This is a genomic window from Streptomyces sp. NPDC056734 (assembly GCF_042790455.1).
GTDB lineage: Bacteria > Actinomycetota > Actinomycetes > Streptomycetales > Streptomycetaceae > Streptomyces.
In genome coordinates, this window is sequence record NZ_JBHTZD010000048.1 from 1 (window position 1) to 24,159 (window position 24,159).

At 72.2% G+C, this 24,159-nt stretch carries 21 protein-coding genes; 11 read left to right on the forward strand and 10 right to left on the reverse strand.

Translation table 11 applies throughout. The annotated features are described in order from the left end of the window. Positions 1-61: 61 nt before the first annotated feature. Positions 62-418 carry a HesB/IscA family protein gene (locus ACFRFC_RS37800; RefSeq protein WP_382693576.1) on the reverse strand — a complete coding sequence of 119 codons (357 nt, stop codon included), beginning with the start codon at positions 416-418 and terminating at the stop codon, positions 62-64. Between the two features lie 285 nt (positions 419-703). Between ACFRFC_RS37800 and nadA the strand changes: the two genes are divergently transcribed. Then, positions 704-1,888: a quinolinate synthase NadA gene (gene nadA / locus ACFRFC_RS37805; protein ID WP_382693579.1), complete on the forward strand. Its 1,185-nt coding sequence runs from the start codon at positions 704-706 to the stop codon at positions 1,886-1,888. Positions 1,889-1,967: 79 nt separating this feature from the next. Here the strand turns inward: nadA and ACFRFC_RS37810 are convergent, their stop codons facing one another. From ACFRFC_RS37810 to ACFRFC_RS37835, 6 genes are all read right to left on the reverse strand, one after another. Beyond that, on the reverse strand, positions 1,968-3,077 hold the full coding sequence (locus ACFRFC_RS37810; protein ID WP_382693622.1) for a glycoside hydrolase family 19 protein: 1,110 nt from the start codon (positions 3,075-3,077) through the stop codon (positions 1,968-1,970). 215 nt (positions 3,078-3,292) lie between these two features. Continuing rightward, entirely contained in the window at positions 3,293-6,421 is a 3,129-nt protein-coding gene (locus ACFRFC_RS37815; protein ID WP_382693582.1) for an efflux RND transporter permease subunit, read from the reverse strand. Positions 6,422-6,586: 165 nt separating this feature from the next. Further along, positions 6,587-7,267, reverse strand: a complete 681-nt coding sequence (locus ACFRFC_RS37820; protein WP_382693585.1) for a response regulator — start codon at positions 7,265-7,267, stop codon at positions 6,587-6,589. 43 nt (positions 7,268-7,310) lie between these two features. Then, positions 7,311-8,525 (reverse strand): sensor histidine kinase, encoded by a 1,215-nt coding sequence (locus ACFRFC_RS37825; protein WP_382693588.1) that lies wholly within the window; start codon positions 8,523-8,525, stop codon positions 7,311-7,313. A 193-nt stretch (positions 8,526-8,718) separates the two neighbouring features. After that, positions 8,719-8,997 (reverse strand): hypothetical protein, encoded by a 279-nt coding sequence (locus ACFRFC_RS37830; RefSeq protein WP_382693590.1) that lies wholly within the window; start codon positions 8,995-8,997, stop codon positions 8,719-8,721. Positions 8,998-9,027: 30 nt separating this feature from the next. Beyond that, a complete protein-coding gene (locus ACFRFC_RS37835) occupies positions 9,028-9,837 on the reverse strand; it encodes a PspA/IM30 family protein (RefSeq protein WP_382693593.1) in 810 nt (269 codons plus the stop codon). Positions 9,838-10,124: 287 nt separating this feature from the next. Here ACFRFC_RS37835 and ACFRFC_RS37840 point away from each other — a divergent pair, with 287 nt between their 5' ends. The 3 genes from ACFRFC_RS37840 to ACFRFC_RS37850 all read left to right on the forward strand — a co-directional run bounded on the left by ACFRFC_RS37840 (position 10,125) and on the right by ACFRFC_RS37850 (position 12,706). Beyond that, complete coding sequence (locus tag ACFRFC_RS37840; RefSeq protein WP_382693596.1) at positions 10,125-10,754, forward strand: DUF3043 domain-containing protein; 630 nt, start codon at positions 10,125-10,127, stop codon at positions 10,752-10,754. A gap of 83 nt (positions 10,755-10,837) precedes the next feature. After that, positions 10,838-11,548 (forward strand): class I SAM-dependent methyltransferase, encoded by a 711-nt coding sequence (locus ACFRFC_RS37845; RefSeq protein WP_382693624.1) that lies wholly within the window; start codon positions 10,838-10,840, stop codon positions 11,546-11,548. Positions 11,549-11,635: 87 nt separating this feature from the next. Beyond that, entirely contained in the window at positions 11,636-12,706 is a 1,071-nt protein-coding gene (locus ACFRFC_RS37850) for a S1C family serine protease (protein WP_382693599.1), read from the forward strand. Positions 12,707-12,789: 83 nt separating this feature from the next. Here ACFRFC_RS37850 and ACFRFC_RS37855 read toward each other — a convergent pair whose 3' ends face one another. After that, the gene (locus tag ACFRFC_RS37855; protein WP_382693601.1) at positions 12,790-13,005 is read right to left on the reverse strand and encodes a hypothetical protein; all 216 of its coding nucleotides are present in this window, start codon (positions 13,003-13,005) and stop codon (positions 12,790-12,792) included. A gap of 575 nt (positions 13,006-13,580) precedes the next feature. Between ACFRFC_RS37855 and ACFRFC_RS37860 the strand changes: the two genes are divergently transcribed. Further along, positions 13,581-14,789: a bifunctional adenosylcobinamide kinase/adenosylcobinamide-phosphate guanylyltransferase gene (locus tag ACFRFC_RS37860; RefSeq protein WP_382693604.1), complete on the forward strand. Its 1,209-nt coding sequence runs from the start codon at positions 13,581-13,583 to the stop codon at positions 14,787-14,789. Positions 14,790-14,841: 52 nt separating this feature from the next. On the opposite strand, the gene ACFRFC_RS37865 is transcribed toward ACFRFC_RS37860, so the two are convergent. Continuing rightward, a complete protein-coding gene (locus tag ACFRFC_RS37865; RefSeq protein ID WP_382693606.1) occupies positions 14,842-15,936 on the reverse strand; it encodes a class I SAM-dependent methyltransferase in 1,095 nt (364 codons plus the stop codon). 170 nt (positions 15,937-16,106) lie between these two features. Between ACFRFC_RS37865 and cobT the strand changes: the two genes are divergently transcribed. Both cobT and ACFRFC_RS37875 read left to right on the forward strand, forming a co-directional pair. Beyond that, positions 16,107-17,345, forward strand: coding sequence for a nicotinate-nucleotide--dimethylbenzimidazole phosphoribosyltransferase (cobT, locus tag ACFRFC_RS37870; RefSeq protein ID WP_382693608.1), 1,239 nt, complete (start codon positions 16,107-16,109; stop codon positions 17,343-17,345). A gap of 256 nt (positions 17,346-17,601) precedes the next feature. Next, on the forward strand, positions 17,602-18,315 hold the full coding sequence (locus ACFRFC_RS37875; protein ID WP_382693611.1) for a hypothetical protein: 714 nt from the start codon (positions 17,602-17,604) through the stop codon (positions 18,313-18,315). Here ACFRFC_RS37875 and ACFRFC_RS37880 read toward each other — a convergent pair. Next, on the reverse strand, positions 18,252-19,019 hold the full coding sequence (locus ACFRFC_RS37880) for a hypothetical protein (protein WP_382693614.1): 768 nt from the start codon (positions 19,017-19,019) through the stop codon (positions 18,252-18,254). The two genes, ACFRFC_RS37875 and ACFRFC_RS37880, sit on opposite strands and share 64 nt — an antisense overlap. A gap of 62 nt (positions 19,020-19,081) precedes the next feature. On the opposite strand from ACFRFC_RS37880, the gene ACFRFC_RS37885 reads away from it, so the two are divergent. The 4 genes from ACFRFC_RS37885 to ACFRFC_RS37900 form a co-directional block, all read left to right on the forward strand. Beyond that, the gene (locus ACFRFC_RS37885) at positions 19,082-19,903 is read left to right on the forward strand and encodes an adenosylcobinamide-GDP ribazoletransferase (protein ID WP_382693616.1); all 822 of its coding nucleotides are present in this window, start codon (positions 19,082-19,084) and stop codon (positions 19,901-19,903) included. 263 nt (positions 19,904-20,166) lie between these two features. Beyond that, positions 20,167-21,705, forward strand: coding sequence for a leucyl aminopeptidase (locus ACFRFC_RS37890; protein WP_382693618.1), 1,539 nt, complete (start codon positions 20,167-20,169; stop codon positions 21,703-21,705). A gap of 280 nt (positions 21,706-21,985) precedes the next feature. After that, a complete protein-coding gene (lpdA, locus tag ACFRFC_RS37895; RefSeq protein ID WP_382693619.1) occupies positions 21,986-23,374 on the forward strand; it encodes a dihydrolipoyl dehydrogenase in 1,389 nt (462 codons plus the stop codon). Between the two features lie 56 nt (positions 23,375-23,430). Then, on the forward strand, positions 23,431-24,159 hold a 729-nt coding region (locus tag ACFRFC_RS37900; protein WP_383112702.1), incomplete at its 3' end, for a biotin/lipoyl-containing protein.

Consider the following 24,159-nt stretch of genomic DNA (forward strand, 5'->3'; position numbering starts at 1 on the left):
GGCCACCCGATACCGGTGGCCGCCGCCTTCTCTTTCCGTACGCCGGAACTCGCCGGGCGGCTCAGTTGAAGGAGTCGCCGCAGGCGCAGGAACCCGTCGCGTTCGGGTTGTCGATGGTGAAGCCCTGCTTCTCGATGGTGTCCACGAAGTCGATCGTGGCACCGCCGAGGTAAGGGGCGCTCATCCGGTCGGTGACGACCTTGACGCCGTCGAAGTCCTTCTTGACGTCGCCGTCGAGGGAACGCTCGTCGAAGAACAGCTGGTAGCGCAGGCCGGAGCAGCCGCCGGGCTGGACGGCGACGCGCAGGGCGAGGTCGTCACGGCCTTCCTGGTCGAGCAGGGCCTTGACCTTGGCCGCGGCGGCGTCGGTCAGGACGATGCCGTCGGTGACGGTGGTGGTCTCGTCCGATACGGACATCTACATCTCTCCCGGGTTGTACGGAGACTGCTTGCCGACGGTTCAACCGGCGGGGCCGGGGATTCATTCCGGACCGGCGCTCGTCATTTCGTCGCGTGCCGTTGTTGTCGTTCCCTTTTCATGCTCGCACACACGGCCGGGAGCGGTGTATGCGTCCTCGGACGCCGTTCAGGGATTCACGTCACATCGACGTTATGCAGATCGTCAAACTGACGTGAAGCGGTTATGATAAATAGCGTCAAACCGACGAGAAGTCGATGCCGCAGAACAGAAAGGGTGTGTGTCGTGACCACCGCCCAGACCCAGGATCTCGACGTACAGCCGTCCCCGCTCGCCCTGCTGCTGCTCGGCCGCGAGGCCGACCCGAGGAGCGAGCGCGGTGTCGAATGCCCCGGCGACCTGCCCTCGCCGTCCGACCCGGATCTGGTCGAGCGGGCCCGCGCGGCCAAGGAGAAACTCGGCGACAAGGTGTTCGTGCTCGGTCATCACTACCAGCGCGACGAGGTCATCCAGTTCGCGGATGTCACCGGCGACTCCTTCAAGCTGGCCCGGGACGCGGCGGCCCGGCCGGAGGCCGAGTACATCGTCTTCTGCGGTGTGCACTTCATGGCCGAGTCGGCCGACATCCTCACCTCCGACGCCCAGAAGGTGGTCCTGCCCGACCTCGCCGCCGGCTGCTCGATGGCCGACATGGCGAGCGCGGAGCAGGTCGCCGAGTGCTGGGACGTGCTGACCGAGGCCGGGATGGCCGAGCAGGTCGTGCCGGTGTCGTACATGAACTCGTCCGCCGACATCAAGGCGTTCACGGGCAAGCACGGCGGCACGATCTGCACCTCGTCCAATGCCCGGCGGGCCCTGGAGTGGGCCTTCGCGCAGGGCGAGAAGGTGCTGTTCCTGCCCGACCAGCACCTCGGCCGCAACACCGCCGTGCGGGACCTGGGGATGTCCCTGGACGACTGTGTGCTCTACAACCCGCACAAGCCGAACGGCGGGCTGACCACCGAGGAGCTGCGCGCCGCCAAGATGATCCTGTGGCGCGGCCACTGCTCGGTGCACGGCCGCTTCAGCCTCGACTCCGTCAACGACGTACGGGAGCGGATCCCGGGCGTGAACGTCCTAGTGCACCCCGAGTGCCGCCACGAGGTGGTGGCCGCCGCCGATCACGTCGGCTCGACCGAGTACATCATCAAGGCCCTGGAGAAGGCCCCGGCCGGCTCGAAGTGGGCGATCGGCACCGAGCTGAATCTGGTACGGCGGCTGGCGAACCGTTTCGCCCCCGAGGGCAAGGAGATCACCTTCCTGGACCGGACGGTGTGCTTCTGCTCCACCATGAACCGGATCGACCTGCCGCATCTGGTGTGGGCGCTGGAGTCGCTCGCCGAGGGCAACCTGGTCAACCGGATCGAGGTCGACCAGGAGACCGAGGCGTTCGCCAAGCTGGCGCTGGAGCGGATGCTGGCGCTGCCGTAGCCGCCCTGCTCGCCCTGGCAACTCCCTGGCTCAAGGGGTGCCCTCCGGTCGCGGAGGGCACCCCTCGGGTCATGTCCGGTCAGCAGTACAGGTTGGCGCCCGGCGTCACCCCGAGGATGCCGGCGAAGCGGTTGTAGCTGTCGACCCGGCTCTGGACCTGGGCGGGGTTGTTCCCGTCGCACTCCAGGGTGCCGTTGATGGAACGGATGGTCTGGCCGAAGCCGGCGCCGGTGACCATGGCGTTGTGGCCGGTCATGGTGCCGGGGCCGGTCTGGGTGTTCCAGTACCACAGGCCGGTGCGCCAGGCGACGGCGGCGTCGTTCTGCACCAGCCAGGGGTTGTTCAGCAGATCGAGGCCGAGGGCGTCACCGGCGGCCTTGTAGTTGAAGTTCCAGCTGAGCTGGATCGGGCCGCGGCCGTAGTACGCGGCCTGACCGGCCGGGCAGCCGTACGACATGCTCCAGTTGCAGTAGACCGGGTAGTTGGCGGTGTTCTGCTCCACGATGTGGACCAGTCCGCCGGTCTCGTGGTTGACGTTGGCGAGGAAAGCGGCGGCCTCCTGCTTCTTCACGGTGTCGCTGCCGGTGTTGGCGAACGCCGGGTAGGCGCTGAGGGCGGCGACCAGTCCGCTGTAGGTGTAGAAGGAGTTGCGGCTCGGGAACATCTGGTTGAACTGGGCCTCGGTGACCACGAATCCGGTCGGCGTGGTGCCACCGCCGGCCGCCGGGGCGGTCCACTTCTGGGCGGTGGTGCCGTTGCAGGTCCACAACTGGATCCGGGTGCCGTTGGCGGAGTTGGCGCCGGTGACGTCCAGGCACTTGTTCGCCTGCGGGTTGACGATGTCCCGGGCGGCGGAGACCGTCCACTGCTGGGCACCCGAGCCGTTGCAGTCCCAGAGCTGGATCACGGCGCCGTCGGCGGTGGAGCCGCCCGAGACGTCCAGACACTTGCCGAGCGCCCGTACGGTGCCGTCGGAGCCGACGTTCCACTGCTGGGCGGCGGTGCCGTTGCAGTCGTAGAGCTGGACGGCCGTGCCATTGGCGGTGCCGGCCGCCGCCACGTCGACGCACTTGCCGGCCAGGCCGCTGATCTGGCCGGTGGCCGCCGCCGCGGGCTGTGCGGGCAGCACGCTCAGAAGAGCGACCACCAGGGTGCCGGCCGCCGCCGACGCCGTACGTCTCCAGCGCATCTTGAAGCCCATGCCAAACCTCGCCTCTGCTCAGTGGGGGAAAGGAAAGAGGTGGTGCGAACGACTACGCTCACCGCTTCTTTTAAGGCTTGAGGGAATGGCACGTCAAGACTTTGGACTAGACCAAGTGAAAAGCTGGGCCCCCTGCCCGGCGTCGGACACGCCGGACAGGGGGCCATGGAGCGAGAATCGCGGGGTGCTGAGCGGACGGACCGTCAGACTCCGGCGGGCTCCGGGGACTTGTCCGCACCGGCCGCCGGGCCGCCGCTGCCGGACTTCTTCTCCCGCTTGGCCGCCCGCTTCTTCGCCCGGCGCTCCTTGCGCAGCTCCAGCATCGCGTAGAGCGTCGGGACCAGCAGCAGGGTCAGCAGGGTCGAGCTGATCAGACCGCCGATGACGACCACCGCCAGCGGCTGGGCGATGAAGCCGCCCTCGCCCGTGATGCCCAGGGCCATCGGGAGCAGCGCGAAGATGGTCGCGAGGGCCGTCATCAGGATCGGGCGCAGCCGGTGCCGGCCACCCTCGATCACGGCCTCGACCACCCCGTGGCCCTGCCTGCGGTACTGGTTGATCAGGTCGATCAGCACGATCGCGTTGGTGACCACGATGCCGATCAGCATCAGCATGCCGATCATCGCCGGGACGCCCATCGCGGTGCCGGTGATGATCAGCAGGCCGAGGGCGCCGGTCGCCGCGAACGGGATGGACACCAGCAGGATCAGCGGCTGGACCAGCGAACGGAAGGTCGCCACCAGCAGCATGAAGACGATCGCGATGGCCGCCAGCATGGCCAGGCCCAGGTTGGCGAACGCGTCGCCCTGGTCCTCGGTGACCCCGCCGATCGACGCCGTGGCCCCCGCCGGCAGCTCCAGGTCGTTGATCGCCGTGTTCAGTTCGGCGCTGACCGCGCCCGTGTTGTCGGCGGTCGGCTTGGCGCTGATGGTCGCCGAGCGCTGGCCGTCGATGCGGGTCATGGAGACCGGGCCGTCGACCAGTTCGACGGTCGCGATGTCACCGAGCTTCACCGCGCCGAGGCTCAGCGCCTTCAGCTCGGCGAGGGTCGTGGCGGGCTGCGCCGACTTGATGACGATGTCCCGCTCGGTGTCGTCCAGGGTGGCCTGGGCGGCGGTGGTGCCGCGGACCGCCTGGGCGACGGCCGCGCCGAGACTCTGGTCGGTGAAACCGGCCTCGGCCGCGCGGTCGTTGGCCTGCACGGAAATCCGCGGCACGCTCTGCGCCAGATCGCTGGTGACGTCGGTGACGTCGTCGAGCTTCGCGACCGCCTCGCGGACCTGCTCGGCGGCGGTGCGCAGGACCTCCGCGTCGGCGGCCTTGACGACCACGCTGAGGTCCTGGCTGCCGAAGCCGTCACCGGCCGCGATGGTCGTGGTGCCGATGCCGTCCAGTTCCCTGAGCCCGTCGTCGATGCGCTGCTCGACGTCCTCGTAGGTGGCGGACTCCTCCAGCATCACGGAGTAGTTCGCCTGGTTGGTGTCGGTGCCGCCGCCGAAGGCCGCCATGAAGCCGGACGAGCCGACGGTGACCTGGTAGTCCTTGACGCCCTCGGTGCGGCCGAGGACTTCCTCGACCTTCTCGGCCTGGGCGTCGGTGGCGGCGAGGCTGGTGCCGGGCGGCAGCTCCTGCCGGATGCTCAGCACCTCCTGCTCGCCCGCGTCGAAGAAGTTCGTCTTGAGCAGCGGCGCCATGCCGAAGGTGCCCAGGAGCACCACGACGGCGATGGCCACACTGGTCAGCCGACGCCGGGTGGCGAACCGCAGGACAGGGACGTACAGGCGCTGGAGGCGGCTCTTGGACTCCTTCTCCTCGGCGAGCCTGCGGGCCTCGCCGGCGTCCTCGGGGGTGCCCTTGGGGGCGCGCAGGAACCAGTACGACAGCACCGGGACGACGGTCAGCGAGACCAGCAGCGATGCCAGCAGGGCGGCGGTGACGGTGAGGCTGAACGAGCCGAACAGCTGGCCGACCATGCCGCCGACCAGGCCGATCGGCAGGAACACGGCGACCGTGGTGAGGGTGGAGGAGGTGACCGCTCCGGCCACCTCGCGGACCGCGGTGATGATCGCGGTCTCGCGTTCCTCGCCGTAGCCGAGATGGCGCTTGATGTTCTCCAGGACCACGATCGAGTCGTCGACGACCCGGCCGATCGCGATGGTCAGGGCGCCGAGGGTGAGCATGTTCAGCGACAGGTCGCGCGTCCACAGCACGATCAGGGCGAGGACGATGGACAGCGGGATGCTGACCGCGGTGACCAGCGTGGAGCGGATCGACGCGAGGAAGACCAGGATCACCAGGACGGCGAAGACCAGACCGAGGGCGCCCTCGGTGGTCAGGCCCTGGATGGACTTCGACACCGCCGGGCCCTGGTCGGAGACGACCGTGACGTCGGCGCCGGAGCCGAGGTCCTCGCGCAGCTGCGGAAGCTTGTCCTGGACCTCGTCGGAGATGGCGACCGCGCTGCCGTCCTGGCCCATGGTGACGGCGATGGCGAGGCTGGGCTCGCCGTTGGTGCGGGTCAGCGAGTCGGCGGTGGCCTGCTGCTGCTCGACCTCGGCGACGGTGCCGAGGCGGACCGGGTCGGTGCCGGGCTCGCCGGTCACCATCAGGTCCTCGATCTGCTCCAGCGAGGTGAAGCCGCCGCCGACCTGGACGGTGCGGTTGGCGCCGCCCTCGTCGAAGGAGCCGGCCGGGACGGTGGCGCCGCCGGCCTGGAGCGCCTGGGCGAGCGACTGGACGGACAGGCCCGCGGCGGCCAGTTCGGCGTCGTCGGGGGTGACGGTGACCTGGAGGTCACGTACGCCGTCGATGGTGACCTGGCCGACGCCGTCGATGCCCTCCAGGGACGGGACGACGGTCCGGTCGAGCCGGTCGGCCAGCGCCTGCTGGTCCTCGTCCGAGGTCACGGCGAGGACCACGGTGGGTATGTCGTCCGTGGATCCGGCGACGACCTGCGGGTCCACCTCGTCCGGGAGCATGGCACGGGCCCGGTTGACGGCCTGCTGGACGTCGGCGACCAGCTGCTTGGTGTCGGGGCCGTACTCGAAGGACGCCATGATCACGGCGTTGCCCTCGCTGGCGGTGGAGGTGACGCCGGAGATGCCGTCGACCGCTTCGAGGCTGTCCTCGATGGGTTCGACGACCTGCTTCTCGACCACGTCCGGCGACGCGCCCTGGTACGGCGCGATGACCGAGACCATGGGCAGTTCGATGGTGGGCAGCAGCTGCTGCTTCAGCTGCGGGATCGCGATCGCCCCGAAGGCGAGCGCGATGATGGACATCAGCCCTATCAGGGCCCGTTGCGCGAGGCTGAATCTGGACAGCCAGGACATGGGTGAGCGTCTCTTTTCCGTGGCCGGGGGCGGGGCTGGGGTCTGCCGGGGCGGGAATGACCGCCCACTCCCACACACTGAGCCATCGGCGAGGCCCGATCCGTCGCCCCCAGGTCCAGATCCTTATCCCGCGCATACTGCGGGTGCAGTAGGGCCGGATGGATGTCAGTCCACCCTTGGACGGACCAGACCCGATTCGTACGCGATGACCACCAGCTGGGCGCGGTCGCGGGCGCCGAGCTTGGCCATGGCCCGGTTGACATGGGTTTTCACGGTGAGCGGGCTGACCGCGAGGCGTTCGGCTATCTCGTCGTTGGAGTGGCCCCCGGCGACCTGCACGAGCACCTCGCGCTCACGTCCGGTGAGTGCGTCGAGCCGCTCGGCACGGGCCGGGTCGTGGTCACCGGAGGCGTCGCCCTGGGCGAGGAAGCGGGCGATCAGGCCCTTGGTGGCGGCCGGGGACAGCAGCGCCTCCCCGTCGGCGGCCAGCCGGATGGCGGTGAGCAGCTCATCGGGCTCGGACCCCTTGCCGAGGAACCCGGAGGCCCCGGCGCGCAGTGACTGCACCACGTAGTCGTCCACCTCGAAGGTGGTCAGGATGACGATCCGTACGTGCGCGAGGGCGGGGTCGGCGCTGATCATGCGGGTCGCGGCGAGACCGTCGGTGCCGGGCATGCGGATGTCCATCAGGACGACGTCCGCGCGCACCTCCTTCGCGAGCCGTACCGCCTCGGCCCCGTCGGACGCCTCCCCCACCACCTCCATGTCCGGCTCGGAGTCGACCAGCACCCGGAACGCGCTGCGCAGCAGGGCCTGGTCGTCGGCGAGGAGCACACGGATGGTCATCCGGGGGCTCCCGGTATTCGGGGGCGGGCGGTGGCGCGTACGGTCATCTGGGCTCCCCGGGTTTCACGGTCCTGACCGGCAGGATCGCATGCACGCGGAAGCCGCCGCCGTAGCGGGGGCCGGTGGTGAGGGTGCCGCGTACGGCGGAGACGCGTTCGCGCATGCCGAGCAGGCCGTGGCCGCCGCCGTCGGCGGGGGTGAGGCTGTCCCCCGATCCGCTGTCCAGCACGGTGATCTCTATGTCCGGTCCCACGCGGACGACGCTGACCTCGGCCTTCGCGGCCGTCCCGGCATGTTTCTGGACGTTGGTGAGGGCTTCCTGGATGACCCGGTAGGCGGCGAGGTCGACGGCGGCGGGCAGGGTCACGCCCTGGTCGGCGCGGGCCACCTCGACCGTCAGCCCGGCGTTGCGGAAGGTGCCGGCCAGCTCCTCCAGGCGGCCGAGGCCGGGGGCGGGTTCGGTGGGGGCCTCGGGGTCGTCGGACTGGCGCAGCAGCCCGACGGTGGCGCGCAGTTCGTTGAGCGCGGAGCGGCTGGCGTCGCGGACGTGCGCGAGGGCCTCCTTGGCCTGGTCGGGCCGCTTGTCCATGACGTGGGCGGCGACCCCGGCCTGGACATTGACCAGCGCGATGTGGTGGGCGACGACGTCGTGCAGGTCGCGGGCGATGCGCAGCCGTTCCTCCGCGACCCGGCGGCGGGCCTCCTCCTCCCGGGTGCGTTCGGCGCGGTCCGCGCGTTCCCGGATGGCGTCGACGAAGGCGCGGCGGCTGCGGACGGCGTCCCCGGCGGTGGCGCCAATGCCGGTCCAGGCGATGATGCCGAGGTTCTCCTGGGCGTACCAGGGCAGCGGCCCGGCCAGCATCGCCGAGCCGGCCAGTACGACGGTGGTGATGAGGGTGATCCGCCAGGTGGTGTGGCGGTCGGTGCGGGCGGCGACCGTGTAGAGGGCGACGACGGCGGCCATCGCGACGGGGGCGCGGGCGGCGCTGGAGACGTTCTCCACGGCCGTGAGGGCGCAGGTGACGGCGAGGACGGCCATGGGGGCGCGGCGGCGCAGGACGAGGGCGCAGGCGCCGAGGGTCATCAGGACCAGGCCGAGCGCGTCGGGCGTCCGGATGCCCCAGGTGACGCCCTTGTCGCCGTGCGAGTCGGTGAACGAACCGGCGATCATGCACACCAGGACGGCTGCGGCGAGGACTGCGTCCAGCACCAGGGGGTGTGCGCGGAGCCTGCGGCCGGCGCGGTGGAGTGTGCTCACGGGGATTTACGGTAACTGGGGTCGACGCCGGTGAGTACGGCTGCGGCGTTGTACCTCGGGTCTCTCTGGGGGCTGCCGCCCCCAGACCCCCGCTTCGGCCCTGAAGGGGCCTCGTCCTCAAACGCCGGACGGGCTGGAGGGTGACCGGCGTCCCCAGAAATCAGCCAGACACCAGCCAGAAACCAGCGAAAGATCAACCCGGGATCAGACCGTCGTCGCCGAGCAGGTCGCGGACCTCGTCCAGGGTGGCGTCCGGGGACGGGAGGATGAGGTCGGAGGGTTCGAGGGCGTCGTCGGGGAGGGGGGTACCCAGGGAGCGGACCTCGTGGAGGAGGGCCTTCAGGGTGCGGCGGAAGCCGGGGCCGTCGCCGGTCTCCATCTCCGCGAGAAGTTCGTCGTCCAGCTTGTTCAGATCGGTGAGGTGGCTGTCGGCCAGCCTCACCTGTCCCTCCCCCATGATCCGTACGATCATGTCGCCCTCCTCGGCGTGGGCCCCGGGGTGCTACTGCTTGTCGAACCTCGGGGTGTCCTGCGGCTGCTGCTGGGACTGCGACGAGGACTGCGACTGGTTGGCGCCGCCCTCGATGGCCTGCTGGCCGGACGACGAGCCTCCCGCCAGCTCCGCCTTCATGCGCTGCAACTCCAGCTCTACATCCGTACCACCGGAGAGCCGGTCCAGCTCGGCCTGGATGTCGTCCTTGGCCATGCCGGTGGGGTCGTCCAGGGCGCCGGAGGCGAGCAGTTCGTCGATCGCCCCGGCCCGCGCCTGGAGCTGGGCGGTCTTGTCCTCGGCGCGCTGGATGGCCAGGCCGACGTCGCCCATCTCCTCGGAGATGCCGGTGAACGCCTCGCCGATCCGGGTCTGGGCCTGCGCGGCCGTGTAGGTGGCCTTGATGGTCTCCTTCTTCGTACGGAAGGCGTCCACCTTGGCCTGGAGGCGCTGGGCCGCGAGGGTGAGCTTCTCCTCCTCGCCCTGGAGGGTGGCGTGCTGGGTCTCCAGGTCGGTGACCTGCTGCTGGAGGGCGGCCCGGCGGGACAGCGCCTCGCGGGCGAGGTCCTCCCGGCCCAGCGCCAGCGCCTTGCGGCCCTGGTCCTCCAGCTTGCCGGACTGGTTCTGGAGCTGGTTGAGCTGCAATTCCAGCCGCTTGCGCGACGTGGCCACGTCCGCGACGCCGCGGCGGACCTTCTGGAGCAGCTCCAGCTGCTTCTGGTACGAGTAATCGAGGGTCTCGCGCGGGTCCTCGGCCCGGTCAAGGGCCTTGTTCGCCTTCGCGCGGAAGATCATCCCCATACGCTTCATGACACCGCTCATGGGCTTCGCGCGCCCCCTTCTGACGGACTACAGCTCCAGCTCTGCGACAGAACCCACAGTACGGGCCCTGCATCCATTGACGCACTGTTCCGGGTCGGATGCGCTCCTCCCCAAGGACGAGTGCGTTCTCCTTCGATCCGGCGTAGGGAGTAGGTGGTACCCGGGGACGCTCTTCCCCAGGTCGTGCGCCATTCCCCCACCGGCCGTCCGGACACGCACACAACGTCCGCTCTGTCCCCCTACAGACGACTGGTGTTGCGGGATCGTTCCCCCCGGGGCTGGGGTCCATGCCTGTGTACCCCGTACCCTTGGGTTTTGTGTTCCGTAGCCGTGCCAAAGACGAGAAGGCCACCGCCGCCGACCAGGCGCAGGTGACCGGCTCCCAGCAGACCCGTGACCCGCAGGCCCCCAAGGGCAGGCCCACGCCCAAGCGCAGTGAGGCCCAGTCCCAGCGCCGCAGCGTGGCCAGTACGCCCACGACGCGCAAGGAGGCGTCCAAGCGCTCGCGTGAGGAGCGCCGTGCCGCCATGGAGCGCCAGCGCAAGGCGCTCGCGGGGGGTGACGAGCGCTATCTCCCGGCCCGCGACAAGGGTCCGGTGCGCCGCTTCGCCCGTAACTTCATCGACTCGCGGTTCAACATCGCGGAGTACTTCCTGCCGATGGCCGTGCTGATCCTGGTGCTGAGCATGGTCCAGGTGGCCCAGCTCCAGTCCATCGCGCTGCTGCTGTGGCTGGTGGTGATCGTGCTGATCGTGCTGGACGCGTTCGTCACCGGCTTCCGGCTGAAGAAGCTGCTGGCCGAGCGCTTCCCGGACGAGAACCGCCGGGGCGCGGTCGCCTACGCCCTGATGCGCGCGCTCCAGATGCGCCGGCTCCGGCTGCCGAAGCCGCAGGTCAAGCGCGGAGAGCGGCCCTGAGCGCAGCGTCGTTCCCCGGGGGTGCGGCGCGCGCCTGGCTGGGCATGCTCGGCGGGCTGCGTGATGTCGTACGGCAGGAGCTGGTGGCCCGGCAGCTCGATGAGCAGATAGCCGGGCGGTTCCCGGTCGGGCGGCGGCTGCGGGTGCTCGACGTGGGGATGGGGCAGGGCACGCAGTCGCTGCGGCTGGCCCGCGCCGGGCATCAGGTGACGGGCGTCGAGCAGGACGCCACGATGATCGCGGCGGCGCGGTCGGCGCTGGCCGCGGAGCCCGAGGGCATCCGGGAGCGGATGCGGATCGTGCAGGGCGACGGCCGGGACACCGGGGTGCACTTCCTGCCGGGCAGTTTCGACGTGGTGCTGTGCCACGGGGTGCTGATGTACGTCGAGGAGCCCGACCCGCTGCTGGCCGGGCTGGCCCGGGTGATGGCCCCGGGCGGGCTGCTCTCCCTGCTGGTCCGCAACGGCGACGCGCTGGCCCTGCGGGCGGGGCTGGCCGGTGACTGGGCCACCGCGCTGGCCGCCTTCGACACGACCACGTATCGCAACCGGCTGGGCCTGGACGTCCGCGCGGACCGCCGCTCGGCGCTGGCCAGCACCCTGGCGGGCATCGGTGCCCCGCTGCGCGCCTGGTACGGCGTGCGGCTGTTCACCGACCGGGCCGCCGACGACGCCGAGCTGCCCCCGGACCCCCGGGACATGGAGAATCTGCTGGCCGCGGAGGAGCGGGCGGGCCGCACGGACCCGTACCGCGGGGTGGCGGCGCTGCTGCATCTTTGCGGGGTACGGGACTGACTCGCCGTCCGGCAGGGGCCGGTGGGCGGGTGCCCGTTCGGGTGACTACGGCGGGCCCTCGGGGGTCGGCGCCGTGAGACTCGGGGCATGGACGCTTCCCGATTCCGTGTGCCGCGGCCTGCCGGGCTGGTCGTCGCACTCTCGTGCTGTCTCGCGCTCGTCGCCGGTTGCTCGGGGTCGGGGGCGGAGGCGGAGGACACTTCGGACACCGCGCAGGCTTCCGCGCCCAAGGCCACCAGCGATCTCCAGAACGACTATCTGAGGGTCATCAAGGACGTACTGCCGTCGGTGGTGCAGATCCAGGCCGCCAATGATCTGGGCTCCGGTGTGCTCTACGACGACAAGGGCCATGTCGTCACCAACGCCCATGTCGTGGGCAGTGAGACGTCCTTCGCGGTCACGACCGCCAACAACGAGCAGCCGCTGACCGCGAAGCTGGTGTACGCCTACCCCGAGCAGGATCTGGCGGTGATCAAGCTGGATTCGGTGCCGGACGGGCTGAAGGCGGCGAAGTTCGCCGACTCCTCGAAGGTGCAGGTCGGTGACATCGTGCTGGCGATGGGCTCACCGCTGGGGCTGTCGTCGAGCGTGACGCAAGGCATCGTCTCGGCGACCGGGCGGACCGTCAGCGAGAGCCAGTCGGGGGGCGGTACGGGCGCCACCATCGCCAACATGATCCAGACCTCGGCGGCGATCAACCCGGGCAACAGCGGGGGCGCGCTCGTCGACCTCGACAGCGAGGTCATCGGCATTCCCACGCTGGCCGCCACCGATCCCGACCTCGGGGGCAGCGCAGCGCCCGGTATCGGGTTCGCCATCCCGTCGTCCATGGTGACGACGGTCGCCGACCAGATCATCAAGGAGGGGCGGGTCACCGACTCGGGGCGGGCCGCGCTCGGCATCGTCGGGCGGACCGTGGTCGACAGCGACTTCCAGCCAGCCGGGGTGGCGATCGTGTCCGTGGAGAACGGCGGCGCCGCCGCCAAGGCCGGGCTCCGGGCCGGGGACATCATCACCCGGCTCGGGGACGTCACCATCACCACGATCACGTCCCTCTCGGAGGCGCTGGCGGCGGACAGCCCCGGCGACAGGACCTCGGTGACCTTCACCCGCGACGGCACCGAGCAGAAGGCGGACGTCACACTCGGCCACCAGTGAGCCGACGGGGGTGGAGGGGCCGTGGGTGGCCCCGCCCCTCGACGGGGGTGGAGGGGCGGTGAGTGGCCCCGCCCCTCCCCCGGTCACGCCTCGGCGGCGGCGTGCAGGCTCATCGGCCCGTAGATCTCCGTGAGGTCCTCGAAGAGCCGCACCTGGTCCGTACCGCCCGCGAGCAGTTCCTTCCAGTACTCACCGATCCAGGACTCGGCGTCCCCCTGCGTGGTGAACTCCTCCGGAACCACAGCGGGCTGCACCTCCGTCCCGTCGGCCTTCTCGAACCGCCACGTCCATGCCGCCATACGGGCCTCCCTGATGTCAGCGCGTGCAGAGCCGGGCCAGATCTTGATCCGACCCCGCCCCGAGCCTAAGCGGTCGGGGGGCGGGGGGTCGCGGACCGGAGGGGATTGGTCACAGGGGGTGGGGGGTTGGGGGCAGGCCGGTGGGCCGGGGCGGGCGGCCGTCCGTCCTGTGCGGCCCGGATACGTCGCCGCGGGCGGCCCTTGGTACGCCGACCAGGGCGGGCCGGGGCGACCCGCTCCCGACGGGCCGGGGCAGCCGACGAGGTGGTCCGGGAAGCCTTTCGCGCCGGCCCGGACCGGTCAGGTATCCCATTCGACCGGGCCTGCGGCACCCCTCCCGGCAGCCCGGGTACGGCTATCGCGGGTAGGCGGGAGGCTCCGATCCCGGGCGGCCCACAGCAGCCGTGCGGCGCCGTACGCCCCGGGGGCGCGCGGCGGGCAGCCCGGGTGCGCCGAGCCGGAGACCGGCGGTAGCCGCGCCCGGTGAGCCGGGTGCGCCGCCGCTGAGGGTCTGTGCGGGCGGGGGCGGGGGGTCCCGGTGGGCGGGGTGGGGTGGGGGCGGGGAAAATCGGGGGGTGGAAGTTACTTTGCTCGGTACCGGTGCTCCCTCGGGGATGCCTCGCCCCGGTTGTTCCTGTGCCCACTGCGCCGGCGCTGTGGGGCCGGGCGCCCGGGCCGCCACCGCGTTGCTGGTGGACGGGACGCTGCTGCTGGATCTGACGCCGGGTGCGGCGTTCTCGGCGGCGCGTGCGGGGCGGTCGCTGGGGGGTGTGCGGCAGGTGCTGCTGTCGCATCCGCACGACGGGCCGCCGGTCGAGGTGCCCGCCGGGCTGCCGCAGCCGGGCCGGGTCCCGGACGGGCGCGAGCTGGCGTTGCTGACCGGGCATCGGGTGCGGGCGGTGGCGATGGACGCGCCGGGCACGGGCTACGCGGTGACGGGGGCGGACGGCACACGGCTGCTGTATCTGCCGCCGGGGGGCGCGCCCGCCGGGCTGGAGGAGGGAAACGGGGCGCCGGAGCCGTACGACATGGTGCTGGCGGATGTGACCGGGCGGCCGGACGCGCTGGCGCGGCTGCGGGCGGTGGGGGCGGTCGGGCCCACCACCGATGTCATCGCCGTCCATCTGGACCATGACGTGCCGCCGGGGCGGGAGCTGCGCCGGCGGCTGGCGGCGGCCGGGGCGCGGGCGGTGCCGGACGGGACGACGCTGGCGGTGGGCGCCTACGAGGACGTACCGGATGTGCCGCGGCGGACGCTGGTGCTGGGCGGGGCGCGGTCGGGGAAGTCGGTGGAGGCGGAGCGGCGGCTGGAATCGTTCCCGGACGTGGTGTACGCGGCGACCGGGGGGACGCGGGGCGGGGACGGTGAGTGGGCGGCGCGGGTCGGTCTGCACCGGGAGCGGCGGCCGGGGTCGTGGCGGACCGTGGAGACCTGCGACCTCGTGCCGCTGCTGGCCCAGGAGGGGCCGCCGCTGCTGGTCGACTGTCTGTCGCTGTGGCTGACCGACGCCATGGACACCGTGGAGGCGTGGGACGACGCCCAGTGGGCGGACGGGGGCGAGAGGGCGCTGCGGGAGCGGGTGCGGGAGTTGGTGGGGGCGGTGCGGGCGACCCGGCGGGTGGTGGTCGTCGTGTCCAACGAAGTGGGGTCGGGGATCGTCCCGGCCACGGCGTCCGGGCGGCGCTACCGGGACGAGCTGGGGCGGCTGAACGCGGCGGTCGCCGGGGAGTGCGAGCAGGTGTTGCTGGTGGTGGCGGGGCAGGTGGTCGTGCTGCGGCCCTGAGTGGCGGTCCTGAGTGGCGGCCCTGGGTGGCGGATCGGTGGTGGCGGGTCGGCTACCGGCTCTTGCGCGCGATGATCCGGTACGTGTTGGAGAACGGCGTGCGGCGCAGTGCCGGGGCCAGGCAGTGGTCCAGTGCCCTGGCCGTGGCGCACACGGGGCCGGTGAGGCGGGTCAGCGCGCTGCGTGCCCTGAGCTGTCCCGGTGTGGGGGGCGCCGCCCGCCAGGGGACGTCCGGGGACGGCAGGGCCCGGGTCAGCAGGAGGGTCGCCGCGGCCGTGAGGTCGTAGGGGGTGTGCGCCGCGCGGCGGTCCGTGGTGAGGACCGCGCAGCCCTGGGACTCCAGCTCCGCCCGGAGGTTGGCCGCCGGGAGCAGATGCAGATGGTGCGGCTGGGTGTGCGGCAGCCACCACTTGCCGAGCAGCGCGGCGTACGCGCTGTGCGGGTCCGTCACCTCCAGCAGCAGATGGCCGCCGGGGCGCAGGGTGGTCAGCGCGGCGGCGAGTTCCGCGCGGGGGTCGGGGGTGCGCTCCAGGTGGTGGAGCAGGCTGACGACGTCGTAGCGGGCGCGCAGCCGGGCCGCCGTCGCCGGGGCGGTCAGCCGGCCGATGTGGGCCTCCTCGATCCGGCCCGCCTCCCGGGCCCGTACCACCCGCGGGCCGGCGTCCAGGCCGTCGAAGGCCGTGTACGGGAAGAGTTCGCGGGCGGCGTCCGGGAAGTCGCCGGCGCCCGTGCCGACGTCCAGCCAGCTCTCCGGCTCGGGGACGCCCAGCAGCGCGCGGGCGGTGGCGCGCAGCCGGCGGCGGGAGCGGGCCGGGGCGTCGGGGCGGGACTCGGCGGCGTCCCAGTGGTAGAAGGACAGGCCCTCGGGGGTCAGCCGGGGGTTCTGGAAGACGTGGCCGCAGTCCCGGCACTCGTCGAGCGTGAACCGGCCCGGCTTGCCCTGCACCAGGTCGGGCGCGGTGAGCCGGACCCGCAGGCTCACCGACCCGCACCAGGGGCAGTCCTCGCGGCGCGGCTCGTGGAAACGGTCGGTGCCCAGGGCCAGTTCGGCGGCGTAGGCGGCACGGCGCCGCGCGGTCGCCGGGGCCGATGACGCGAATACCGGGGGTGAGGGGGGTGAGGGGGGTGGAAGCGGTGGCGGGGACATCTGGGGCTCCCTGGAGTCCATTACGAGGGACCTTTATGTGCGGTTTATGTGCGGCAATTCCTTGCATACCGGAACGTATGGGATCGTCATCCCGGGTGCAACGACGCTCCGCTGACGTGGTGCCGATCGCGGCTCCGTTCCGTCCCTGCGGGGCCGGTACTGTTCGGCGAATGAGCGCGCTGAATCTCGACGACTTCACCGATCTGATCGAGCGCCCCGACGGAGGGGTGCGCCGGGACGCCGAGGCGTACCGGGAGCGCCGGAGCGTGCCGCCCGGGTCCCTGGGGCGCCTGGACGAGCTGGGTGAATGGCTGGCCGCCGCGCAGGGCGTGGTCCCGGTGCGGCCGGTCGAGCGGCCCAAGGCGGTGCTGTTCGCCGGTGATCACGGGATCGCCGGACTGGGCGTCTCCGCCCGGCCCGCGGGCAGCGCCGCGACCCTGGTGCGCGAGGTGCTGGCGGGCGGCCGGCCGGTGTCGGTGCTCGCCCGGCGGGCCGAGGTGCCGGTGCGGGTCGTCGACCTGTCCCTCGACTGCGACCCCGAGTCGCTGCCGGCCGATGTCGTACGGCACCGGGTGCGGCGCGGCAGCGGGCGGATCGACATCGAGGACGCGCTGACCCTTGACGAGGCGGAGGCCGCCTTCCGCGCCGGGGTCGCGGTGGCCGACGAGGAGGCCGACTCCGGTACGGATCTGCTGGTGCTCGGCGATGTGAGCGTGGGCGGGACCACGGTCGCCGGGGTGCTGGTCGCGGCGCTGTGCGGGACGGACGCGTCGGTGGTGACCGGGCGGGGCGGGCTCGCGATCGACGACCTGGCGTGGATGCGCAAGTGCGCGGCGATCCGGGACTCGCTGCGCCGGGCCCGGCCGGTGCTCGGGGAGCAGTTGCAGCTGCTGGCGACCGTCGGCGGGGCGGACTTCGCGGCGATGACCGGGTTCCTGCTCCAGTGCGCGGTGCGCAAGACGCCGGTGATCCTCGACGGTGTGGTGTCGGCGGCGTGCGCGCTGGTCGGGCAGCGGATCGCGTTCCGGGCGCCGGACTGGTGGCTGGCGGGGCACGACAGCGGGGAGCCGGGTCAGGCCAAGGCGCTGGACCGGATGGCGCTGGAGCCGCTGCTGACCCAGGGGCTGTCGGTGGGAGAGGGGGCCGGCGCGCTGCTGGCACTCCCGCTGGTACGGGGCGCGGCGGCACTGGCGGCGGAGCTGCCGGAGCGGGACGGGGAGGCGAAGGCCGGGGACGCGGCGGCCGGGGAGGGGCCTGCGGCCGGGGGAACGGCTGCGGAGGCGACCCCCGGCGAGGAGACCCTCGGGGAAGGGAAGGCCGGGGAGGCGAAGGCCGGGGAGGCGAAGGCTGCGGTCGGGACGCCCGTCGGCCAGGAGGAGACGGGCGACAAGGGCACGGCGGCCGAGTAGCCCCGTAATCGAGCAGCCCCGTAATCGAGCAGCCCCGTAATCGATTGGTCGGCAATCGAGCGGCTCGCTGACCGGGCAGCCAGGCGACCGAGCGGCTTACTGACCGGGCAGCCAGGCACCGAGCGGCCTATTGACCGAACGGCCAGGCAACCGGACGGCGGGGCAACCCGCTGACCGACCAGCCGAGCAAAGCTCCGGGCGTTACCGGCACCCCCAGCCATGCACAAACCCCCCAGACTCGGCACAATTCCCCGAGATGGACATCACCGTGAGGCCCCTCGCTCGCTGGGCCCGTGCCGAGTGGGGGGCGTTGTACGCCACCGTGCGGGCGGGGCTGCGTCGGCGCGGGTGGCGGGCGGTCGCCATGACGCTGGGCGCGGTGCTGCTGAGCGCCGTGCTGCATGTCGTGGACCAGCAGTCCTGGGGCCATGACGTCGTGGCGGACGTGGGCGCCGTACGGGCCGACGAGCCGCTGTGGCTCGCGCTGCTCCGCACGCCGCTCTCCCTCTTCGTACCGGCCCTCGATCTGCCCGTGTGGGGCGCGCTGGCGCAGATCCTGTTCATGTTCGGGATCGCGGAGATCTGTATCGGGCGGGGCCTCACCCTCGCCGTCGCCTATGCCGCCACGCTCGCCGGGACGCTGTACGCCCGGATCGGGATCGCCGTGGGTCCCGGTGGGCCGTTCGGGCTCCCGGCGTCCGACGCGCAGGTCCTGGACACCGGGCCGTCGGCGGCGGTGGTCGGCCTCGCGGTGTACGTCGCCTGGCGCTACCGGGCGTACGGGACCGTCGCCCTGGTGATCGTGGCGCTGGCCGGCGAGACGCTGATCAAGGACAACATGGCCGGCAAGGAGCATCTGGCGGCGATCGCCGTGACGCTGGTGCTGTGCGCGCTGTCGGCGCTGCGTCAGCGGCGGAGCGGGGCACGGGCCGGTTCGGGGTCGTCGGGGGCCCCGCCGATCCAGTCCTGAATCCGGCGGCTGGGGCCGGACCAGCGCCGGTCGTGGTGGTAGGCGCGCAGCCGGGATCTGGCGCGGGCGCGCGGGCGGCGCCGGTACATCCGCCTGGCCCACGGTGAGGCGGGCCGGGCCAGCCGGACCGCGCCGAACAGGGCCAGGAACGGGATGATCACTCCGAAGATCGCGAGCCGTGCCTTGCCCTTGGCGAGGGCGATCAGGGAGAGCAGGAAGTTCAGCGCGATCGTGCCGATGACCGTGCCCCGGTTCTGGAGATCCTGCTGGTCCAGCCCGTTGACCCCGAAGGGCGAGTAGCCGAGCAGCAGCAGCCCGACGAGCGCGGCGGTCAGCACCACCACCTCGACGCTGCGCCGCCCCTCCTCGCTCCAGTACACGTCGTCCAGATGCAGGATCAGCGCGAACTCGTCCAGCACCAGACCGGCGCCGATGCCGAAGACCACCGCCGCGAGCGCCGACCCGAAGCCGCGCTGTCCGCCCGCCACCGCGCAGAACCCGCCGATGACGGTGAGCACCACGCCGGGCACCACATGGTGGATGTGCAGCCCGCCCGCCTTGACGTTCCCGAACGGCCCCTTCCCGGCCCGGATCAGCCGGGTGATCAGCCGCGTGATCAGGAAGGTGAGCACGAACGCGGTCAGGGCGAGCAGCAGGGGGAGCTTGCCCGGCTCGACGATATTGCGGTCCCACCACGTCCCCATGCCTTGATTCTTACGCGATTTGTCAGGATTTGACCGCCCACGGCGTCCCGTACGCTGCCCGAATGCCCGAGAACCCCACCACCCCCCACGACCCCCCCGGCGCCCCCGGCGCCCCCGGCGCCCCCGGCCTCCGCTTCGCCTTCGGCACGCTCACCGTGCTGCCGGTACGGGTGGTCCGCTGGGACCGGGACGCGGCGCGCGGCGGCATGCTGTGGGCGCCCCTGGCCGGGGTGGTGGTCGGGGGCGGTGCCGCCGCGCTCGGGCTGCTGTTCCTCCTCCTCGGCGCGGACCCGCTGCTGGCGGCCGTCGCCTCCGTCGCCGTCCCCGCCGTCCTCACCCGGGGCCTGCACCTGGACGGCCTCGCCGACACCGCCGACGGGCTGGGCAGCGGCAAGCCCGCCGCCGACGCGCTGCGCGTCATGAAGCGGTCGGACATCGGCCCGTTCGGCGTGCTCACCCTGGTCCTCGTCCTGCTCGCCCAGGTGGCCGCGCTGGCGCAGAGCTACGGCGGCTCCTGGACCCGGGGTGCCCTCGCCGCCGTCGTCTCGGCGGCCGTCGCCCGGCTCGCCCTCACCCTGGCCGCCCGCACCGGCGTACCCCCCGCCCGCCCCGAGGGCCTGGGCGCGGCGGTCGCCGGGGTCGTACCGCTGCCCCGCGCGCTGGCCGTGGCCGGGGCGGTCACCGTCGCCGCCGGGGCGGGCGGCGCGCTGCTCGGCGCGGACGGTGTCTGGCGCACGGCCCTCGCGGTCCTGGTCGCCCTCGCCGCCGCCGAACTCCTGCTGCGCCGCTGTGTCCGCCGCTTCGGCGGGGTGACCGGGGATGTGTTCGGCGCGCTGGCGGAGACGGCGGCGACGGCCGCGCTGGTCGTACTGGCGCTGGGCTGAGGGCCGTCCGGACCGGGGCCGGGTCACCGGCCTTCGGGACCGCGAAATGGCCATGACGCCGCCCAGGGGTGAACACCCGCAGTAATGAGCGAGCCGCGCCACGCGCGTAGGCTCCTCCCAGATATGTGCCGAGCTGGTGCGGACACCGGTCGAGACCGCACCCTCATGCCGGTTTCGGCCGCAGCGCGCATCGGCTGCCGGGCCCGGCCGGCCCACACCGTTCGGCCGCAGAAACTTCACACTGGAAGCGAGATTTCACCACCGTGACTGCTCTCACTCTCAGCACCTCCGGGGCATCCGCCCTGCGGGCCGACGCCATCGTGATCGGTGTCGGCAAGGGCGCGAAGGGCCCCGTCGTCGCGGCGGGCGCCGAGGCCGTCGATCAGGCGTACGACGGCCGGCTCGCCGGAGTCCTGGAGACCCTGGGCGCCTCGGGTGCCGAGGGCGAGGTGACCAAGGTGCCCGCGCCCGCCGGGTTCAAGGCGCCCCTCCTGGTGGCCGTCGGCCTCGGCGCCGAGCCCGACGGCGACGCCGGTTACCGCGCCGAGGCGCTGCGCCGGGCCGCGGGCGCCGCCGCCCGTGCGCTGGCCGGGTCCAAGAAGGCCGGGTTCGCGCTGCCGCTGTCCGACGCCGCCGACGCCGGTGCCGTCGCCGAGGGCGCGCTGCTGGGCGCGTACGCCTTCGACACGTACAAGGAGAACGGCAAGGAGAACGGCAAGGACGCCAAGGGGAAGAACGGCAAGGGGCCCCTCGCCGAAGTGGCGCTGCTGGGCGGCAAGCCCCGCGACAAGGCCCACAAGGCGGCCGTCGAGCGGGCGGCCGCGGTCGCCGGGGAGCTGAACCGCGCCCGCGACCTGGTCAACACCCCGCCGAACGATCTCGACCCCGAGGCGTTCGCGGCCGTGGCGAGCGCGGCGGCCAAGGAGCACGGCATCAAGGTGCAGGTGCTGGACGAGAAGGCCCTCGCCAAGGGCGGCTACGGCGGCATCCTGGGCGTCGGCGCCGGGTCGGCGGCGCCCCCGCGGCTGGTGAAGCTGTCGTACACGCACCCCGAGGCGGCCAAGCACCTCGCGTACGTCGGCAAGGGCATCACCTATGACTCGGGCGGCATCTCGCTGAAGCCGGCCGGTCACAACGAGACGATGAAGTGCGACATGAGCGGGGCCGCGGCCGTGTTCGCCGCGGTGGTCGCCGCCGCGCGGCTCGGTCTGAAGGTCAATGTCACCGGCTGGCTGGCGCTGGCCGAGAACATGCCCTCGGGCTCGGCGACCCGGCCGGGCGATGTGCTGCGGATGTACAGCGGCAAGACGGTGGAGGTGCTCAACACCGACGCCGAGGGCCGTCTCGTGCTCGCCGACGCGCTGTGGGCGGCGTCGCAGGAGAAGCCGGACGCGATCGTGGACGTGGCGACGCTCACCGGCGCGATGGTGCTGGCGCTGGGCAACCGCACCTTCGGTGTGATGGGCAACGACGACGCGTTCCGCGCGGCGATCGTGGACGCGGCCGAGTCGGTCGGGGAGGCGTCCTGGCCGATGCCGCTCCCCGACCACCTGCGCAAGGGGATGGACTCCCCGACCGCCGACCTCGCGAACATGGGCGAGCGGATGGGGGGCGGGCTGGTGGCCGGGCTCTTCCTGCGGGAGTTCGTCGGCGAGGGGATCACGTGGGCGCACCTCGACATCGCCGGGCCCGCGTTCAACGAGGGCGGGCCGTTCGGGTACACGCCCAAGGGCGGGACGGGGTCGTCGGTGCGGACGCTGGTGCGGCTGGCCGAGCTGGCGGCTTCGGGGGATCTGGGGTGATGTTCGCCTTCTAGCTCGGTTGGTGCTGTTATGCGGCGAGTACGGGCTGTATGTGGCTGGTCGCGCAGTTCCCCGCGCCCCTTCGGGGCGCGGGAGCCGAGACGCGGGGTGTGGTGTCTCACACCATTGCCCCGCGTCTCCTCCGGGCGTGACAAGTGCGAAGATGGGCGACGGCAGGACAGGGCCCCCTTTCCAGGGCCGAAGGCAAAAGAGCGGCCGGACACCAGCCGCCGACCGGTCAGCGGAGACCGGCGTGGCGCACATGCATGGAGGACGTGACGTGGCGAACGACGCCAGCACCGTTTTCGACCTAGTGATCCTCGGCGGTGGCAGCGGCGGGTACGCCGCGGCACTGCGCGGGGCTCAGCTGGGCCTGGACGTCGCCCTGATCGAGAAGGACAAGGTCGGCGGCACCTGCCTGCACCGGGGTTGCATCCCCACCAAGGCCCTGCTGCACGCGGGCGAGATCGCCGACCAGGCTCGCGAGAGCGAGCAGTTCGGCGTCAAGACGACCTTCGAGGGCATCGACGTAGCGGGTGTCCACAAGTACAAGGACGACGTCGTCTCGGGCCTGTACAAGGGCCTCCAGGGACTGATCGCGTCCCGCAAGGTGACCTACATCGAGGGCTCGGGCCGGCTGTCCTCCCCGACCTCCGTGGATGTGAACGGCCAGCGGATCCAGGGGCGCCACATCCTGCTCGCGACCGGCTCCGTGCCGAAGTCGCTGCCGGGCCTGGAGATCGACGGCAACCGCATCATCTCCTCCGACCACGCGCTGGTACTGGACCGGGTGCCGAAGTCGGCGATCGTGCTCGGCGGCGGTGTCATCGGCGTCGAGTTCGCCTCCGCGTGGAAGTCCTTCGGCACCGACGTGACCGTCATCGAGGGCCTGAAGCACCTGGTCCCGGTCGAGGACGAGAACTCCTCGAAGCTGCTGGAGCGCGCGTTCCGCAAGCGGGGCATCAAGTTCAACCTCGGCACCTTCTTCTCGAAGGCCGAGTACACCGCCGACGGCGTGAAGGTGACGCTGGCCGACGGCAAGGAGTTCGAGGCCGAGGTGCTGCTCGTCGCCGTCGGCCGCGGCCCGGTCTCGCAGGGCCTGGGCTACGAGGAGGCCGGGGTCGCCATGGACCGCGGCTATGTCCTCGCCGACGAATACCTGCGGACGAACGTGCCGACCGTCTCCGCCGTCGGTGACCTGGTCCCGACGCTCCAGCTCGCGCACGTCGGCTTCGCCGAGGGCATCCTGGTCGCGGAGCGGCTCGCCGGCCTGAAGGTCGTCCCGATCGACTACGACGGGGTGCCGCGGGTGACGTACTGCCACCCGGAGGTCGCCTCCGTCGGCATCACCGAGGCCAAGGCCAAGGAGATCTACGGCGCGGACAAGGTCGTCGCTCTGAAGTACAACCTGGCGGGCAACGGCAAGAGCAAGATCCTGAAGACCGCCGGCGAGATCAAGCTCGTCCAGGTCAAGGATGGTGCGGTGGTCGGCGTGCACATGGTCGGCGACCGTATGGGCGAGCAGGTCGGCGAGGCCCAGCTGATCTACAACTGGGAGGCGCTGCCGGCCGAGGTGGCCCAGCTCATCCACGCCCACCCGACGCAGAACGAGGCGCTCGGCGAGGCCCACCTGGCCCTGGCCGGCAAGCCGCTGCACTCGCACGACTGACAGCCCCCGGGCGCGACGACACAGACTTCCGCAATTCGTAAGGAGCAACCGAAACCATGGCGGTTTCCGTAACCCTTCCGGCGCTCGGCGAGAGCGTCACCGAGGGCACTGTCACCCGCTGGCTGAAGGCCGAGGGCGAGCGCGTCGAGGCCGACGAGCCGCTGCTGGAGGTGTCGACCGACAAGGTCGACACCGAGATCCCCTCGCCCGTCTCCGGTGTCCTCGCCTCCATCAAGGTGGCCGAGGACGAGACCGTCGAGGTCGGCGCCGAGCTGGCGCTGATCGACGACGGTTCCGGCGCCCCGGCCGCGACCCCGGCACCGGCGGCCGAGCCCGCCCCGGCTCCGGTCGCGGCTCCGGCCCCGGTCGCCGCTCCGGCCCCTGTGGCCGAGCCGGTCCCCGCCGCTCCGGCGCCCGTCACCCCGGCGCCCGTCGCCGAGGCCCCGGCCGCCCCCGCGGCGCCCGCCGCTCCGGCTCCCGTGGCGGTTCCGGCCGCCGTCCCGGCGTCCGGCACCGATGTGGTGCTGCCCGCGCTCGGCGAGTCCGTCACCGAGGGCACCGTCACCCGCTGGCTGAAGGCCATCGGCGACAGCGTCACGGCCGACGAGCCGCTGCTGGAGGTCTCGACCGACAAGGTCGACACCGAGATCCCGGCGCCCGCCTCGGGCACGCTGCTGGAGATCGTGGTCGCCGAGGACGAGACCGCCGAGGTCGGCGCCAAGCTGGCGGTCATCGGCGAGGCGGGCGCGGCCCCGGCCGCCGCCCCGGCGGCTCCGGCTCCGGCC